The sequence below is a fragment of the Mycobacterium talmoniae genome (assembly GCF_001854525.1).
Lineage (GTDB): Bacteria > Actinomycetota > Actinomycetes > Mycobacteriales > Mycobacteriaceae > Mycobacterium > Mycobacterium talmoniae.
Genome location: NZ_MLQM01000138.1, coordinates 1 through 14,824, shown reverse-complemented (window position 1 = coordinate 14,824; position 14,824 = coordinate 1). Strand labels below are relative to the sequence as shown.

The window sequence follows — 14,824 nt, the reverse complement described above, 5'->3', positions numbered from 1 at the left end:
ACCGCACCGTCACCATCGCCGTCGGCGACCAAACCCTGGCCGCCGCCGACCCCATCCCCGTCGACCTCGCCACCGCACTGGCCAAGATCCGCTCAAGCGGTGCGCACTAAATTGATAAAAGTCGGGTTACGATCGCCGACGCGTCGAGGTAGAGCACTAGACTGGCCCCTCGGTCGCTTCACCTCGACCCACTATCTCGTTGCTCAGCTTTCCCTCCCACTCGCGTTCACCATACCGATCCTCAAACAGCACCTGCAGCGGATCGACGTCAGGATCTACCTCAAATTGCGTGAACGTGTCGAGGTCGCTTGTCGTCTTTCCCGACAATCGAATGGCCCCGGATGCCACGAGTTCCTCAATGCGACTCCGCTTCTTTTGCTGGCTGGGGATCACCGTGGCGATGACTGTGCCGTGGCGGGTGATCTCGACCGTCTCGCCCTTCTCGACACGGGCTAACATGGCCCTCGGGTCATAGGAAGACTCGCGTGCCGACACCACACTCATTGACCTTACTTCCTCGTCATACGCGCGTTCCCGCTCACGGATAGCAGCCGTATAGCTGGCAGATATTGATCGGTCGACGACCCGCCAAACTGGGCCGGCAAGCCACGCCGCAAGGCGACCAAATTGAGTGCCGGAGTAGCTGCTTTGTCGAGTTGCCGACAGCACCACCCACGCGAACGCGGGTGACACGATAAATGGGCCGGCGCAGATAGCAACCAGGTAGAAAGCGCGCCAAGGCCCGGAGTCCGCGAAACCGAGTATCCATAGAATCAGCGTCACAAAAATGAGGTACATTCTGCGTAGGAGCTGAGGCATAATATCAAGCCGCCATCGAATGAACCGGGTTCTAACTGTCGACCAACGCTCCACCGCAAACCACGCAACAACATAGCCGACAAGGGCGGAATAGAAAAATACCAATACGAATAGCTTCACGGTTCCCGGCAAGATGGTCGGGAACCGGCCATTCATGACTGCCATGCTGGCGATAGCCGCAGCAGTGTACAGCGTTGACACTAACCCAACGACAGCCATCCTAACCAGGACAGCAACTAGAATCCCGTCTGAGTTGCCCGAGGTATCTGACAGCGATACTGTCACGCCACGAGCCCGTAGCTCAGCCACCCAGCTCTTTGTCTCTGCTATTCTCCTGTCATTGCGAACAAAGCCCCGAACACGTTCGGTTGAATCAATATACTCAGCACTGCTGATGGCGAGAAATACAGTCAGTACCATCAGCAAGAGGGCCGCGGTCGCGTTTCCTTGGTCTGTGAGCGTATCGATGCTTGAAAGCTGCGTGATGCCAAACAACAACGCTAAGCTTGCCGATATCAGCAGCGCATATTCGAGAAGCTTCCGCCATTCCCGGATGGCAACTTCATCTTCACGCCTGGGGCTAGGGCCGTTCACCGCGATCGCAATGTTTATCGTCGCTACCAGGGCAAGCAAGACCAGAATGATGCCAAGCGCAAGGCTAGGGGTAAACCGACCATGAAGAAATTCCCACCATTCAGAGACTTGCTCAAAAGGTGCGCCCCGCCTTGGCTTGGTTATATTCGCAAGCGATACAACCAGCATATTCGCCGAGATGAGCAATTGCAAGATCGCCGCGATTGGAATTAGCTTCATGAGCATCGAACGTTGACGTTGATGGCGCAGGATCTCGTCTTGTTCGTACGTCTTTTCCAGAGATTGGACAACCGCTTTGTCGAAGCTAGAGGCTGCGACTTCATCACGTGCGACACCCTGCGGCGACGCCGAGGTGACTCCAGGCCCGCTATCCCGGCACGGCCCGCGGCTGCCGATCAATATTTCTGCAGCCAACGCAGCCGCGTGAGCGATTCTGCTCCTCGGCTTTATTCCTCGTCGCATGCCAGCATGATAGCCGTCCTTCGGCGAACTCCTCCGCGCTAACGAAATGCCCGAAACCGCATTGGGTGCAACCGCTCGGCGGCGCCGTCGCCGACATCAACGGCTGACTACTCGACGGTGACCGACTTGGCCAGGTTCCGCGGCTTGTCGACGTCGTAGCCGCGGGCCCGGGCCACCGACGCGGCGAACACCTGCAGCGGAATCGTCGACAGCAACGGCTGGAAAAGCGTTGACACCGCTGGGATTTCGATCAGGTGATCGGCGTACGGCCGTACCGTGTCGTCGCCCTCCTCGGCGATCACGATGGTGATCGCGCCGCGGGTCTGGATCTCGCGGATGTTGGACAGCAGCTTGGCGTGCAACGTCGCGGCGCTCTTGGGTGAGGGCATCACCACGATGACCGGCAGATCGTCCTCGATCAGCGCGATCGGGCCGTGCTTGAGCTCGCCGGCGGCGAAACCCTCGGCATGCATGTAGGCCAGCTCTTTCAGTTTGAGCGCACCTTCTAACGCCACTGGGTAGCCGACGTGGCGGCCCAAAAACAGCACCGCCGACGACCGCGCGAACCGTTCGGCCAGCGCGGCGACGGGTTCGATGCCGGCCAGCACCCGGGCCACCTGATCGGGCATGGCTTCCAGCTCGCGGTATTCGCGCTCGACCTCATCGGGGTATTTCGTGCCGCGGGCCTGCGCCAACGCCAAACCGACCAGGTAGTTCGCCGCGATCTGGGCCAGGAACGTCTTCGTCGACGCCACCCCGATCTCGGGTCCGGCGCGGGTGTAGAGCACCGCGTCACATTCCCGCGGGATCTGGCTGCCGTTGGTGTTGCAGATCGCCAGCACCTTGGCCTTCTGCTCCTTGGCGTGCCGCACCGCCTCCAGGGTGTCGGCGGTCTCCCCGGATTGACTGATCGCCACCACCAGGGTGCTGCGGTCCAGCACCGGGTCGCGGTAGCGGAACTCGCTGGCCAGCTCCACCTCGACGGGCAGCCGGGTCCAGTGCTCGATGGCGTATTTGGCCAGCAGCCCGGAGTGATACGCGGTGCCGCAGGCCACGACGAACACCTTGTCGATCTCGCGCAGTTCCTGATCGGAGAGCCGCTGCTCGTCCAGCACGATGCGGCCGTCGACGAAATGGCCCAGCAGGGTGTCGGCCACCGCGGTGGGCTGCTCGGCGATCTCCTTGAGCATGAAGTACTCATAGCCGCCCTTTTCGGCGGCGCTCAGATCCCAGTCGATGTGGAAGTGTCGCGCGTTGGCGGCGTCGTCGTGGCCGTAAAAGTCGAAGATCGCATAGCTGTCGGCGGTGATCACCACCGCCTGGTCCTGCCCCAGCTCGACGGCATCGCGGGTGTAGGAGATGAACGCGGCCACGTCGGAGCCGACGAACATCTCCCCCTGCCCGATGCCGACCACCAGCGGGGTCGAGCGGCGGGCGGCGACGACGGTGCCCGGCTCGTCGGCGTTGGCGAACACCAAGGTGAAGTGGCCTTCCAGCCGCCGCAGCACGGCCAGCACCGAGCCGACGAAATCCCCGGCGGTCGCGCCGTGGTGATACGCCTGTGACACCAGGTGCACGGCCACCTCGGTGTCGGTGTCGCTGGCGAACTCCACCCCGGCGGCCTCTAGCTCGCGGCGCAGCACCGCGAAGTTCTCGATGATGCCGTTGTGGACGACGGCGATCTTGCCGGCGGCATCGCGATGCGGATGGGCGTTGCGGTCGGTGGGCCGCCCATGCGTGGCCCACCGGGTGTGGCCCAGGCCGGTGGTGCCGGTCAGCGACGCCGGGTCCATCTCGGCGACCGCGGCCTCCAAGTTCGCCAGCCGACCGGCGCGACGACGCACCGTCACCTCGCCGTCCCCGTCGACCAGCGCCAGGCCCGCCGAGTCATAGCCTCGGTACTCCATCCGGCGCAGCCCGTCGAGCACGACGTCGCAGGCAGGCCGATGCCCGACGTAGCCGACGATTCCACACATAGCCCACTAGGGTAGTGCAGGCGCGGCCTTGACCCCGCCCGCTCGCCGCGTGGGCTACGGTCAAGCGGTGGCCAGCACGAAGAAGCTTTTCGCCGCATTGACCCGGCGCGGCCCACACCGCGTTTTGCGTGGTGACCTGGCATTTGCCGGTCTCCCCGGGGTGGTGTACACCCCGGAATCGGGGCTGAATCTGCCCGGTATCGCCTTCGGTCATGACTGGCTGACCGGTGTCGGTCGTTACGCGCGACTCTTGGAGCACCTGGCGTCGTGGGGCATCGTGGCCGCCGCCCCCGATACCGAGCGGGGGTTGGCGCCGTCGGTGCTGAACCTGGCCTTCGACCTGGGCACCGCCCTGGACATCGCCACCGGGGTGCGGCTGGGTCCCGGAAAGATCAGCGTGCATCCCACCAAGCTGGGGGTGGCCGGCCACGGTTTCGGCGGGTCGGCCGCGGTGTTCGCCGCCGCCGGCCTGCCGGTCAAGCCGAAAGCGGTGGTCGCGGTCTTTCCGGCCGCCACCAAACCACCGGCCGAGGAACCCGCGGCCACGCTGCGCGTCCCGGGGATGGTGTTGGCCGCGCCCGGGGATCCCACGACGTTGCGGTCGAACGCCCTGGAGCTAGCCAGGGCGTGGGACGGCGCGGTGGTGCGCACGGTGAGCAAGGCCAAGACCGCGGGGCTGGCCGAGGGACGCCGGCTGACGCAGGCGGTCGGGCTGGGCAGCTCGGACCGCAAGACGCAGAAGGCGGTGCGGGCGCTGCTGACCGGGTACCTGCTTTACACGCTCGCCGGCGACAAGACCTACCGGGAATTCGCCGATCCCGACGCGCAGCTGCCCCGGACCGAGGCGGTCGACGTCACGGCGCCGCCGATCGGTCTGGAAGACAAGATCGCCGCCCTGTTGAAGTAGCGGACTCGCGGCTATCCGTTGGCCGCCGGCGGGTACGGCGGCTGACCCTGCTGACCGCCGTACGACTGCTGCGGCGGGTAGGGCGGCTGGCCCTGTTGCGGCGGGTACGGCGGCTGTCCGCCGTAGGGCTGCTGCGGCGGCTGCTGCTGCGGTTGGCCCTGCTGATCCTGTTTCTGGGAGCCGACGGCCTTGACGATCCCCCAGATGATCAGGCAGATCACCGCGATGCTCAACGAGATCCGCCAGTCCATGCGGGCGAACAAAAACCCAAGCCCCGCCCCTCGGGCGGAAATGTACGCCCCCGCCAGATCCGTCATTGTTGCTCCTCCCAAGCCCGCAGCGACCAGTTACCGGGATCAATCTACGGGAGCTGTAGGGGGCTCATAGACGGAAATTTTGTGCGGCCGCCACGTGCTTAGGGCAGCGCGATGTACTTGGTTTCGAGGTATTCCTCGATTTCCTCAGCACCGCCTTCCCCGTCGAATCCGGTGGTGGCCGCGATCGGACCGAACACCTCCTCGCGGAGAATCCTTGCCTCAGTGGGGGTTTCGGCCAGCACCATCTGGGCGTCGGGAGTGGATAACCCCACGTTCCACTGTCAGCGTCACAGCTCAGCGCGGCGGCTACTCGGATTTGCCGGAGCGACGCCCCGGCCCGTCGGCGGCATCGAGCAGCAGCGATTCGAACGCCTCGGTCAGGGCATCCATGGCGACCGGGTCGGTGGCGGCGGCCGCGTGCGCGAAGCCGTCGACGATCGCGCTGATCAGATGCGCCACGTCGACGGGGTCCCGGTCGGGGGGAATCAGTCCGTGGTCCTGGCCGTGTCGCACCGCCGTCGCCAACGTCTCGGTCATCCGCGTCGCCTGCTTGACAAACGCCTCGGTGAGTTCGGGATGGCGGCGCGCATCGATGGGCGCGGTGGCGACGAAGCCGGCCAGTTCCGGGGATTCATGGTTGATCCGCATCGACTCGTCCAGGACCGCGCGGAGCAGGCCGCGAACCGATCGCGGACTGGCCATCACGGCCGTCGTCGACCGCGCGATGATCTTGCCGTACACATCCTCACAGACGGCATCGAAGAGTTGACTCTTGGTGCCGAAGTGGTAGTACACCGCGCCGGCGGTGACGTCGGCCAGCTCGGCGATCAAACTGTTGGTCGCCGGTCCGTAACCGTGCTGCGCGAAACACCGACACGCCGCGTCGATCACCCGCTGCCGGGTATCGCCGCTGTCGGGCCCGGCCGGACGCCCGGGCCCGGGCTTCGTCTTCGCATCGGTCACCCGACCATCATGGCGCAACCCAACGAGATTCGGGCTCCCAATGTGGAGACTCCAGCTGCGGCTTAATAACTCGGTCGACAGCCGCGCACGTGCCCGGAGGTGCCCCGGCTCATTGACGCCTCACGCGATGTATGTTACGAATTAATTATTGAACTGACTAATACCGAGCTTCGACTTCTGCGGCACTGCCTGCGCTGGGTCGTGACCGGACAACTCGAGGCGTGAAATCCCTCGTTAGGCTTGCAGATACGCGTCGAGGTCCTGATGGAACTGCCGGATCCGGATCTCCTGATAGCCCGTCAGCGTCACCGCGGGTTTGGTCATCGACTTCAAGCCATGCCGCGCCCAGGCCAGGTTGAACAGATCCTGGTTCAGCACCGCGCACAGTCCGCCCGACTTGGGGGCCGCGCTGTAATCTTCGTCGAACATGCACCGGTCCGCGTCGTTGCCGTAGGGGCGGAACCGCCAGGTCAACGGTGCCCCAATCCACAGCGCCGTGTTGGGAGACGCGAAATACTCGATGGCGTCCCCGATCTCGCTACCGCTGACCGCCGACAAGTCGGTGCCAATGGCCGCGGCCAACTGCGCACGCATCGCCTCGGCCACCACCGGGCGCGCCTGCTGACCATCCGGATCGTGCCGGGACTGTCCTGCACGCTGCAGGTCCGACCCGCCGCGGCCCAACCGATCACCGAGGAGAAGCGATGACCAGCTCGGCTTTCACCACCTACGCCCCGCTCTACGACGAATACGACTACACCGTCGACGATTACGAAGGGGTACTGCCCGCGGAGCTGCAGGGCACGCTGTACCGCAACGGACCGGGCAAGCTGGACGCCGGCGGCCAGCAACTCGGCCACCTCTTCGACGGGGACGGCATGCTGTCGATGTTCACCATCGCCGACGGCAAGCTGCACTACCGCAACCGCTACATCCAAACCGAGCACTACCGCAAATCCCTGGTGTCGAACGGCGCCCCGTTCCGGGCGCTGGGCACGATGCGGCCGGGCGGGATCTTGGCCAATGCGCTGCGGTTCCCCGCCAACGTCGCCAACACCGGCGTCGTCATGCACGCCGGGAAGCTGCTGGCGCTGTGGGAAGGCGGCCCGCCCACCGAAATCAACCCCGACACACTGGACACCATCGGCATCCACCGCTTCGACGGCGAACTGAAATGGCTCGGCGCCTTTTCCGCGCATCCGAAGTGGGACCACAGCACCGGCGACCTGTTCAACTTCGGGTTGGCGATGATGCCGATCCCCCGGCTCATCTGCTACCGCGTCGACCGCGCCGGCCACATGCACCGGCTGGGCCACCTGAACCTGCCGGCCCCGATGTTCAACCACGACGTCGGGTTGACCGCCCGGCACATGGTGTTCGCGATCCCGCCGCTGGTCTTCCCGCCGGCCAAGATGCTCAGCGCCGGGCTGGGGATGCGCAACTTCATCGACGCCATCGAGTACGACGGGTCGCGGGGCACGATGATCGGTCTGGTGCCGCGCGACGGCGGCAAACCCCGCGTCCTGCACACCGATGCCACACTGCACCTGCACCTGGCCAACGCCTACGAGGACGGCGCGGACACCGTCGTCGAAATGGTGAACTACCACGCCTCCTGGGAACAGCTCAACGGCCAGCTGTCCTCGGTGCAGACGCTGGTGCAGACCGCCACCATGCCCTACGGCGGGCAGTTGCTGCGGATGCGGATCACGCGAGACAAGGTCACTCAGGAGCAGCTCACCGACCTGTATGGCGAGTTCCCGACGTTCAACCTGACCCGCACCGGCCAGCGCAACCGGTACACCTACCTGTCGGCGAGCACCGACGAGAACGTGTATCCCAACGCGGTCGCCAAGATGGACAACACCACCGGCAAGGAGGTCACCTTCGAGCTGCCGGCCGGGCACCTGCCGCACGAGGGCATCTTCGCCGCCCGGCCCGACGCCACCGCGGAGGACGACGGGTGGCTGTTGGTGGTCAGCGAGGACGGCGTCAACAACGTCGCCAGCCTACTGATCTTCGACGCCAAGGAGCTGGCCGCCGGCCCGGTGTACACCGGCCGGTTACGGCATCACCTGCCGCTGACCTTCCACGGCTGCTTCACCCCGCGGGTCGCCGGCAGCCGGGTCGACGGCTGAGCACCACCCCCGGCTCGCCCTACCAACTGGTTGGTGGTATACATCGGTGATGCGAACCGGCATCTTCCTCAACTACGCCGGCGGCTTCAAGGAAGCCGTCGCCCATGTCGTCGAACTCGAGAAGGTCGGTGTCGACATCGCCCTGGTCGCCGAGGCCTACTCGTACGACGCGATCAGCCAACTGGGGTATCTGGCCGCCAAGACCTCGACGATCGAGCTGGGCTCGGGCGTGGTCCCGATCTACATCCGCACGCCGTCGCTGCTGGCGATGACCGCCGCCGGCCTCGACTACGTCTCCGACGGCCGGTTCCGCCTCGGCATCGGCACCTCGGGCCCCCAGGTGATGGAGGGTTTCCACGGGGTCCCGTTCGACGCGCCGTTGGGCCGCACCCGGGAGGTCGTCGAGATCTGTCGGCAGGTGTGGCGCCGGGAGGACGTCCGCTACGACGGCAAGTACTACCAGCTACCGCTGCCCGCCGACCGTGGCACCGGACTGGGCAAGCCGCTGCACCTCATCAATCACCCGGTGCGCGAACGGATTCCGATCACCATCGCCGCGCTGGGACCCAAAAACGTGGAGCTGACCGCCGAGATCGCCGAGGGCTGGCAGCCGGTGTTCTTCTACCCGGAGAAGGCCGACGCGGTCTGGGGTGAATCGTTGCGCGCCGGGTTCGCCAAACGCGATCCGGCGCTGGGGCCGCTGGACGTCATGGTCAGCGCCAGCCTGGCGATCGGCGACGATGTGGCCGACCGGCTGGCCTGGGTGAAGCCGCAGTTGGCGCTCTACATCGGCGGCATGGGCGCCAAGGGCCGCAACTTCTACCACAACCTGGCCACCCGATACGGGTTCGGCGAGGTCGCCGACCGCATCCAGGAGCTGTATCTGGCCGGCCGCAAGGCCGAGGCGATCGAGGCCGTGCCCGACGACTTGGTGCGCCACGTGTCGCTGATCGGCCCGCGCGGCTTCGTCGCCGAGCGGGTGGCGGCGTTCGCCGCGGCCGGGGTGACGACGCTGCTGGTCAACCCGCTGACCACCGAGCCCGCCGAATCCGTGCGCTACGTGGAGGAGCTGCGGCAGCTGCTGCCCGGCTGATCTCAGCGCCCGGCCTGCTATCCCCCCGCGAGGGTGCGCAAATGTACGCCCGGGACGGGCTCAGACTGGCATTTTGCGCACGTTCGCGGCCAGGGATCAAAGGCGGCGCTCAGTGCTGCGCGCTGACCGACTTCGCGACCCGCAGCGCCAGCTGGCGCGCGGTGTCCTCGTCGGCGGCTTCCACCATGACGCGGACCATCTGCTCGGTTCCGGACGGACGCAACAGGATTCGCCCGGTGTCGCCGAGCTCCTCTTCCACCTGCTGGACCACGCTGCGCACCGAGGGCGCGGCGGCGACGGTCGCCTTATCGTCGACCGCGACATTGATCAGCACCTGCGGCAACGTGCGCATCGCCGACGCCAGGCCTGCCAACGGCACCCCGGTCTGGGCCATCCGCGACATCAGCCGCAGACCGGTGATGATGCCGTCGCCGGTGGTGGCCAGCGCCGGCAGCACGATGTGGCCGGACTGTTCCCCGCCGAGCATGTACCCGCCGGCGCGCAGTTCTTCCAGGACGTAGCGGTCGCCGACGCCGGTGGTGCGCACCGTGACGCCGGCCGAGCGCATCGCCAGGTGCAGCCCCAGGTTGCTCATCACGGTGGTCACCAACGTGTTGGCGGCCAACTCCCCGGCGTCGCGCAGGGCGAGGGCGAGCACCACCATGATGGCGTCGCCGTCGACGACGGCACCGTCGGCGTCGACCGCCAGGCACCGGTCGGCGTCCCCGTCGTGCGCCAGGCCCAGGTCGGCGCGGTGCGCCAGCACCGCCGAGCGCAGCCCATCCAGGTGGGTGGAGCCGCAGCCGTCGTTGATGTTGAGCCCGTTGGGTTCGGCGTTGATCGCGATCACGTTGGCACCGGCGGCCCGGTAGGCGCGCGGCGCCGCCGCCGACGCCGCACCGTGCGCGCAGTCCACCACCACGGTGAGCCCGTCGAGCCGCACCGTCGCGGCCTTGCTGACCTGGCGCAGGTAGCGGTCCAGGGCGTCCTGGGCGTCGACGATGCGCCCGATGTCGGCGCCGACCGGACGGGGCCCCGGCGCCGCAGCGACCAGGGCCTCGATCTGATCCTCGGTGGCGTCGTCGAGTTTGTGCCCGCCCGGCCCGAAGATCTTGATCCCGTTGTCGGGCATCGGGTTGTGCGACGCCGAGATCATCACCCCGAAATCGGCGTCATAGGCGCTGGTCAGATAGGCCACCGCCGGGGTGGGCAGCACCCCGACCCGCAGCGCGTCGACCCCGCGGCTGGTCAGCCCGGCGATCACCGCCGCCTCCAACATCTCGCCGCTGGCCCGCGGGTCGCGACCGACCACCGCGACGCGGCGGCCGCCCCGGCGGGTGTCGGCGAGCCGGCGCGCCGCCGCCGCGCCCAAGGCGAGCGCAAGCTCGGCGGTCAGCTCGCGGTTGGCGACCCCACGAACGCCGTCGGTGCCGAATAGTCGACCCATAGCCATCCTTTATCCGCCGCGAGCGTGCGTGTCCCCGGCCCGACACGCCAACAAAGGACCGTTTTGGCGCACGCTCGCGGCCAGAATGTGACCGGCGATCACCGCTTGCTGTACTGCGGGGCCTTCCGCGCCTTCTTCAGACCGTACTTCTTGCGCTCGGTGGAACGCGGGTCACGGGTCAAAAAGCCCGCCTTCTTCAACGCCGGCCGGTCCTCGGGCTGCGCGACGATCAACGCGCGGGCGATGGCCAGGCGCAGCGCACCGGCCTGCCCGGACGGGCCGCCGCCGTCGAGGTGGGCGTAAATGTCGAAGTGGTCGACCCGGTCCACGGTCACCAGCGGGGCCTTGATGAGCTGCTGGTGCACCTTGTTGGGGAAGTAGTCCTCCAGGCTGCGCCCGTCGAGGTCGAACTTGCCGGTGCCGGGCATCAGCCGCACCCGCACCACGGCTTCCTTGCGGCGGCCGACCGTCTGGATCGGACGCTCGAGGTACACCGGTTCCTGGGCGACGGCCTCGGGGCTCTCGGCAACCGCGTCGACGGCGCCGGCCTCCTCGGTCACGGTCTCGGTCATTGCGTCACCTGCTTGATCTCGTACGGAATCGGCTGCTGAGCGGTGTGCGGATGCTCCGGGCCTGCGTAGACGCGCAGTTTGCGCTGGATCTGGCGGCCCAGCTTGTTCTTGGGGAGCATGCCCACGATCGCCTTCTCGACGACGCGGTCGGGACGGCTTTGCATCATCTCGCCGACGGTGCGCTTGCGCAGCCCGCCCGGGTAACCCGAGTGGCGGTAGATCCAGGTGCGTTTCGGCTTGTCACTGCTGATGGCAACTTTGTCGGCGTTGATGACGATGACGAAGTCGCCACCGTCGACGTTGGGCGTGAACGTCGGCTTGTGCTTGCCGCGCAGCAGGGTGGCTGCCGCGACGGCGAGACGGCCGAGCACCACGTCCGTGGCGTCGATGACGTACCACGACCGCGTGGTGTCACCCGCCTTCGGCGCGTAGGTAGGCACAGCGCTCCTTTTCTCGGGTTGAATCCCGGTTGGTGACCGGGTGCCGGTCCGGCGACGACGGCCGGGCTGTTCTCGGCGACCGACAGTGACCCGAGACCCGTGCGTACCGCACGCCAACGAGGCAGCTTACCGGCGGGCATCGACGCAGGTCAAAACGGGGTCCACCCCACAACGCCGCGAGATGGAAACCAGGCAGCGAAACATCGAGCGGATCGCTGCCTGGCTGCAATCTCGCGGGGCGATCGGGGGCCCGCCCCGCTTGCACGCCCACGCGCCGGCTTCGCGCGATGCGAAGGGGTGTGGCCCGATGACTCCCCTCCATCGAGGCCACACCGCCCGCTTATCTCCCCCACACCCCGGCAGCCCGATGGGCGGTGTTCGCCAGGTCGGCGGCGACCGCGCGCATCGACTCGCAATCGGTGCTCAATGCGTTCACACCTAGTTGGACTGCGACCCGGCCGGTTTGGTTCCGGTGGGTTTCGCCGACGGGTCAGCCCAACCGGTGCGCCGCCCAGCGGCGACCGCCACCGGCACCTCGCCTGTGGAACAGCGCACACGCGGTGAGCGCGCACCGACTACGGTGCCGGAAATCCGCATCGCGAAGGAGAACACGCTGATGCCCGCCACCCTGACGCCCTCGCTGATCGACATCGCGGCAGCCCGGGGTTACTACCGCGACGACCCGACCGCGGCCGTCGCCGGCTTTGTGGCGCTACCCGGCGGCCCGGGACCGCCCAATGCGCTGCTGGCCGCCCTGGCCGCGGCGGCGGTGTCGGCGCTGGTCTGCGGGCTGTTCGGTGCCGCGCGCGGCTTGGCCCTGCTATGACCCGGTGGTGGGCGCCCGCCGCGGCGCTCCTCGGGCTGGCGCCGTGCCTGGCGGCGCCCGGCCACGCGGTGTCGCCGCCGCCGATCGACGACACCTGGTTGCCCGCGCCGGCGGCGCCCGCGCCGCCGCAGCCCACCGTGCAGCGTGAGGTGTGCACGGTGCCGGCCTTCGACCCGCAGCGCGGTGGTCAGCCCAGCCAGCTCGACGCGCTTGGGTTGCCGCAGCTGTGGCGACTGACCCGCGGTGCGGGACAGCGGGTCGCCGTTATCGACACCGGGGTGGCGCGGCATCGCCGGTTACCGCACCTGGTGGCCGGCGGCGATTACGTGTTCACCGGCGACGGCACCCAGGACTGCGACGGGCACGGCACCGTGGTCGCCGGGATCATCGGTGCCGCACCGGATTCCGGCGACGGCTTCGCCGGGGTGGCCCCGGAGGCGACCGTGCTCAGCATCCGCCAGTCCAGCACCAAGTTCGGTCCGCGCGCCGACCCGGGACGGCCAGGCGTCGGCGATGTCGACACCCTGGCGCGGGCGGTGCGCACCGCGGCCGACCTGGGCGCCACGGTGATCAACATTTCGTCGGTGGCGTGCGTGTCCGCCGACGCGGGGCTCGACGACCGCGCGCTGGGCGCCGCGTTGGCCTACGCGGTCGACGGGAAGGACGCGGTCGTGGTTGCCGCGGCCGGCAACACCGGCGGGCCCGGGCAGTGTCCGGGGCAGCAGACCGACCCGGGTTCGGACAACGCCTCGGTGGCGGTCAGCCCGGCCTGGTACGACGATTACGTGCTGACCGTCGGCTCGGTGAACGGCGACGGTGCGCCCTCACCGTTCACCCTCGCCGGCCCCTGGGTGGATGTCGCCGCCCCGGGCGAGGCGGTGTTGTCGCTGAGCCCGGTCGGCGACGCAATGGTCAACGCGCTTGACAGCCACGGCGATCAGGGACCGATTACCGGCACCAGCTACGCCGCGCCGGTGGTCAGCGGGCTGGCGGCGCTGATCCGGGCCCGCTTCCCGGCCCTGACCGCGCGGCAGGTGATGGCGCGCATCGAAGCCACCGCCCACCAGCCCGTTGGCGGCTGGAATCCGGTTGTCGGCAACGGCGTCGTCGATGCGCAGGCGGCGGTTAGCGCCGAGGCGCCGTCCGCGGCCCCACCTGCCCAGCCGACCCCGCTGCCGGTACCGGTGACCCCGGCGCTGGCGCCCGCGTCCGTCGACCGGCGCCCACACGGCACCGCGATCCGAGGCGCCGCGGTGTGCCTGACCGTGCTGGTGGTGGCGCTGGCTGCCCGACGGCTACGCCGGCCGAGCGCCGGCCGGCTCGCTCGGCGCGGCGTCGCGGGCGACTAACGCGCGCGGGAACCGCCGCGTCGTCAATCCACAGCTGTGCGCTAGCCGCCGCCGCAGATCTTCCAGCCGTTTTCCCGCACCATGTTCCACACCATCGAGGCAGCGCCGTTGCGGTCGGTCAGCACTATCGGCACAAATGCCTGGTCGTTCGCTATGGTCACCGCCTTCACCGCAATCCGAATCGGCGCGCTTTCGTTGTACGACTCCTGCATCTGGCCAACGGAGAACCCTGCCTGCTTCGCAGCGCAGTACAGGCCGCTGAGCGCATCCCAATTCTGGGAGTTAAAGGCACTCACTGAAGCCTGGATCACCTGGCGTATCCCGGCCTCATCGGAGGCCTTGCTGGCCGCGGGCGGCGGGTTAGGTGCTGCGACGGGGGCAGGAGGCGCCGGCGGCGCGGGTGGTTCCAGCGAATCCAACGTCGGGGGTGTCGGGTCGGCCAGTGCCGGCGGTCCCACCACCGCGCCCGACGCCAGCACGCTGGCGTACGCCACCAGAGCGAACCCACGCACCACCACGGTCACCGGCGGTACCACGATCAACAGATTTTCCAGCCGTTTTCCCGAACCATGTGGTACGGCGCGGTGACGGTGACCCGCTGGGTCATCACCGTGGTCGCGGTGGCGCTGTCACCGGTGACCGTCACCGCGGTCACCGTCACCTGCATGGGTCCCCGCTCGGCCCGCTGATTCTTGATCATGTCGAGGTTGAAATTGCCCGCCCTGGCCGAGCAGATCTGGGCCATGAAGCCGTCCCAGTCCTCCGCGTTGTAGGCCCCCGTCGACGCCGCCACGACCTGACGGATCGCCGCGTCGTCGGCTCCGGTGTTCGACGATGACCCGACCGGGGCCGGTGGCTGGACCGGTCTGGGGTCCGGCGGGGGCGCAGGCGGTTCCAGCGGCTCCAACGTGGGGGGCGTTG

Annotated in this window: 16 protein-coding genes; 5 read left to right on the top strand and 11 right to left on the bottom strand. The window is 67.8% G+C overall.

What is annotated here, in order from left to right; translation table 11 throughout:
- Positions 1–156 precede the first annotated feature (156 nt).
- Positions 157–1,875: a type II toxin-antitoxin system Phd/YefM family antitoxin gene (locus tag BKN37_RS29590; protein WP_207547272.1), complete on the bottom strand. Its 1,719-nt coding sequence runs from the start codon at positions 1,873–1,875 to the stop codon at positions 157–159.
- A gap of 107 nt (positions 1,876–1,982) precedes the next feature.
- Positions 1,983–3,851 (bottom strand): glutamine--fructose-6-phosphate transaminase (isomerizing), encoded by a 1,869-nt coding sequence (glmS, locus tag BKN37_RS20295; protein ID WP_071028765.1) that lies wholly within the window; start codon positions 3,849–3,851, stop codon positions 1,983–1,985.
- 67 nt (positions 3,852–3,918) lie between these two features.
- Between glmS and BKN37_RS20290 the strand changes: the two genes are divergently transcribed.
- Entirely contained in the window at positions 3,919–4,758 is an 840-nt protein-coding gene (locus tag BKN37_RS20290) for a dienelactone hydrolase family protein (RefSeq protein WP_071028767.1), read from the top strand.
- An 11-nt stretch (positions 4,759–4,769) separates the two neighbouring features.
- On the opposite strand, the gene BKN37_RS28670 is transcribed toward BKN37_RS20290, so the two are convergent.
- The 4 genes from BKN37_RS28670 to BKN37_RS20275 form a co-directional block, all read right to left on the bottom strand.
- Positions 4,770–5,075, bottom strand: a complete 306-nt coding sequence (locus BKN37_RS28670; RefSeq protein WP_105369241.1) for a hypothetical protein — start codon at positions 5,073–5,075, stop codon at positions 4,770–4,772.
- Positions 5,076–5,173: 98 nt separating this feature from the next.
- Positions 5,174–5,347: a hypothetical protein gene (locus BKN37_RS29295; RefSeq protein ID WP_158260358.1), complete on the bottom strand. Its 174-nt coding sequence runs from the start codon at positions 5,345–5,347 to the stop codon at positions 5,174–5,176.
- A 34-nt stretch (positions 5,348–5,381) separates the two neighbouring features.
- Positions 5,382–6,038 (bottom strand): TetR/AcrR family transcriptional regulator, encoded by a 657-nt coding sequence (locus BKN37_RS20280; protein WP_095407151.1) that lies wholly within the window; start codon positions 6,036–6,038, stop codon positions 5,382–5,384.
- Between the two features lie 234 nt (positions 6,039–6,272).
- Positions 6,273–6,722 carry an SRPBCC family protein gene (locus BKN37_RS20275; RefSeq protein WP_105369242.1) on the bottom strand — a complete coding sequence of 150 codons (450 nt, stop codon included), beginning with the start codon at positions 6,720–6,722 and terminating at the stop codon, positions 6,273–6,275.
- A 20-nt stretch (positions 6,723–6,742) separates the two neighbouring features.
- Between BKN37_RS20275 and BKN37_RS20270 the strand changes: the two genes are divergently transcribed.
- The gene (locus BKN37_RS20270; protein ID WP_095407150.1) at positions 6,743–8,176 is read left to right on the top strand and encodes a carotenoid oxygenase family protein; all 1,434 of its coding nucleotides are present in this window, start codon (positions 6,743–6,745) and stop codon (positions 8,174–8,176) included.
- Between the two features lie 49 nt (positions 8,177–8,225).
- Positions 8,226–9,269, top strand: coding sequence for an LLM class F420-dependent oxidoreductase (locus BKN37_RS20265; RefSeq protein WP_071028760.1), 1,044 nt, complete (start codon positions 8,226–8,228; stop codon positions 9,267–9,269).
- 109 nt (positions 9,270–9,378) lie between these two features.
- On the opposite strand, the gene glmM is transcribed toward BKN37_RS20265, so the two are convergent.
- The 3 genes from glmM to rplM all read right to left on the bottom strand — a co-directional run bounded on the left by glmM (position 9,379) and on the right by rplM (position 11,728).
- The gene (gene glmM / locus BKN37_RS20260) at positions 9,379–10,716 is read right to left on the bottom strand and encodes a phosphoglucosamine mutase (protein WP_071028759.1); all 1,338 of its coding nucleotides are present in this window, start codon (positions 10,714–10,716) and stop codon (positions 9,379–9,381) included.
- A gap of 98 nt (positions 10,717–10,814) precedes the next feature.
- The gene (gene rpsI / locus BKN37_RS20255; protein ID WP_071028758.1) at positions 10,815–11,288 is read right to left on the bottom strand and encodes a 30S ribosomal protein S9; all 474 of its coding nucleotides are present in this window, start codon (positions 11,286–11,288) and stop codon (positions 10,815–10,817) included.
- Positions 11,285–11,728: a 50S ribosomal protein L13 gene (gene rplM, locus BKN37_RS20250; protein ID WP_071028757.1), complete on the bottom strand. Its 444-nt coding sequence runs from the start codon at positions 11,726–11,728 to the stop codon at positions 11,285–11,287. Before rplM ends, rpsI begins: the two co-directional genes overlap by 4 nt.
- Before the next feature lie 616 nt (positions 11,729–12,344).
- Here rplM and BKN37_RS28930 point away from each other — a divergent pair.
- Together BKN37_RS28930 and mycP are read left to right on the top strand one after the other, a co-directional pair.
- Complete coding sequence (locus BKN37_RS28930; RefSeq protein WP_131823658.1) at positions 12,345–12,554, top strand: hypothetical protein; 210 nt, start codon at positions 12,345–12,347, stop codon at positions 12,552–12,554.
- Positions 12,551–13,903 carry a type VII secretion-associated serine protease mycosin gene (gene mycP / locus BKN37_RS20240; protein ID WP_071028755.1) on the top strand — a complete coding sequence of 451 codons (1,353 nt, stop codon included), beginning with the start codon at positions 12,551–12,553 and terminating at the stop codon, positions 13,901–13,903. Before BKN37_RS28930 ends, mycP begins: the two co-directional genes overlap by 4 nt.
- Before the next feature lie 41 nt (positions 13,904–13,944).
- Here the strand turns inward: mycP and BKN37_RS28925 are convergent, their stop codons facing one another.
- Together BKN37_RS28925 and BKN37_RS20235 are read right to left on the bottom strand one after the other, a co-directional pair.
- Entirely contained in the window at positions 13,945–14,427 is a 483-nt protein-coding gene (locus BKN37_RS28925) for an Rv0361 family membrane protein (RefSeq protein WP_131823657.1), read from the bottom strand.
- 14 nt (positions 14,428–14,441) lie between these two features.
- Positions 14,442–14,824, bottom strand: a 383-nt coding sequence (locus BKN37_RS20235; RefSeq protein ID WP_207547271.1) for an Rv0361 family membrane protein, incomplete at its 5' end; no start/stop codon positions are given.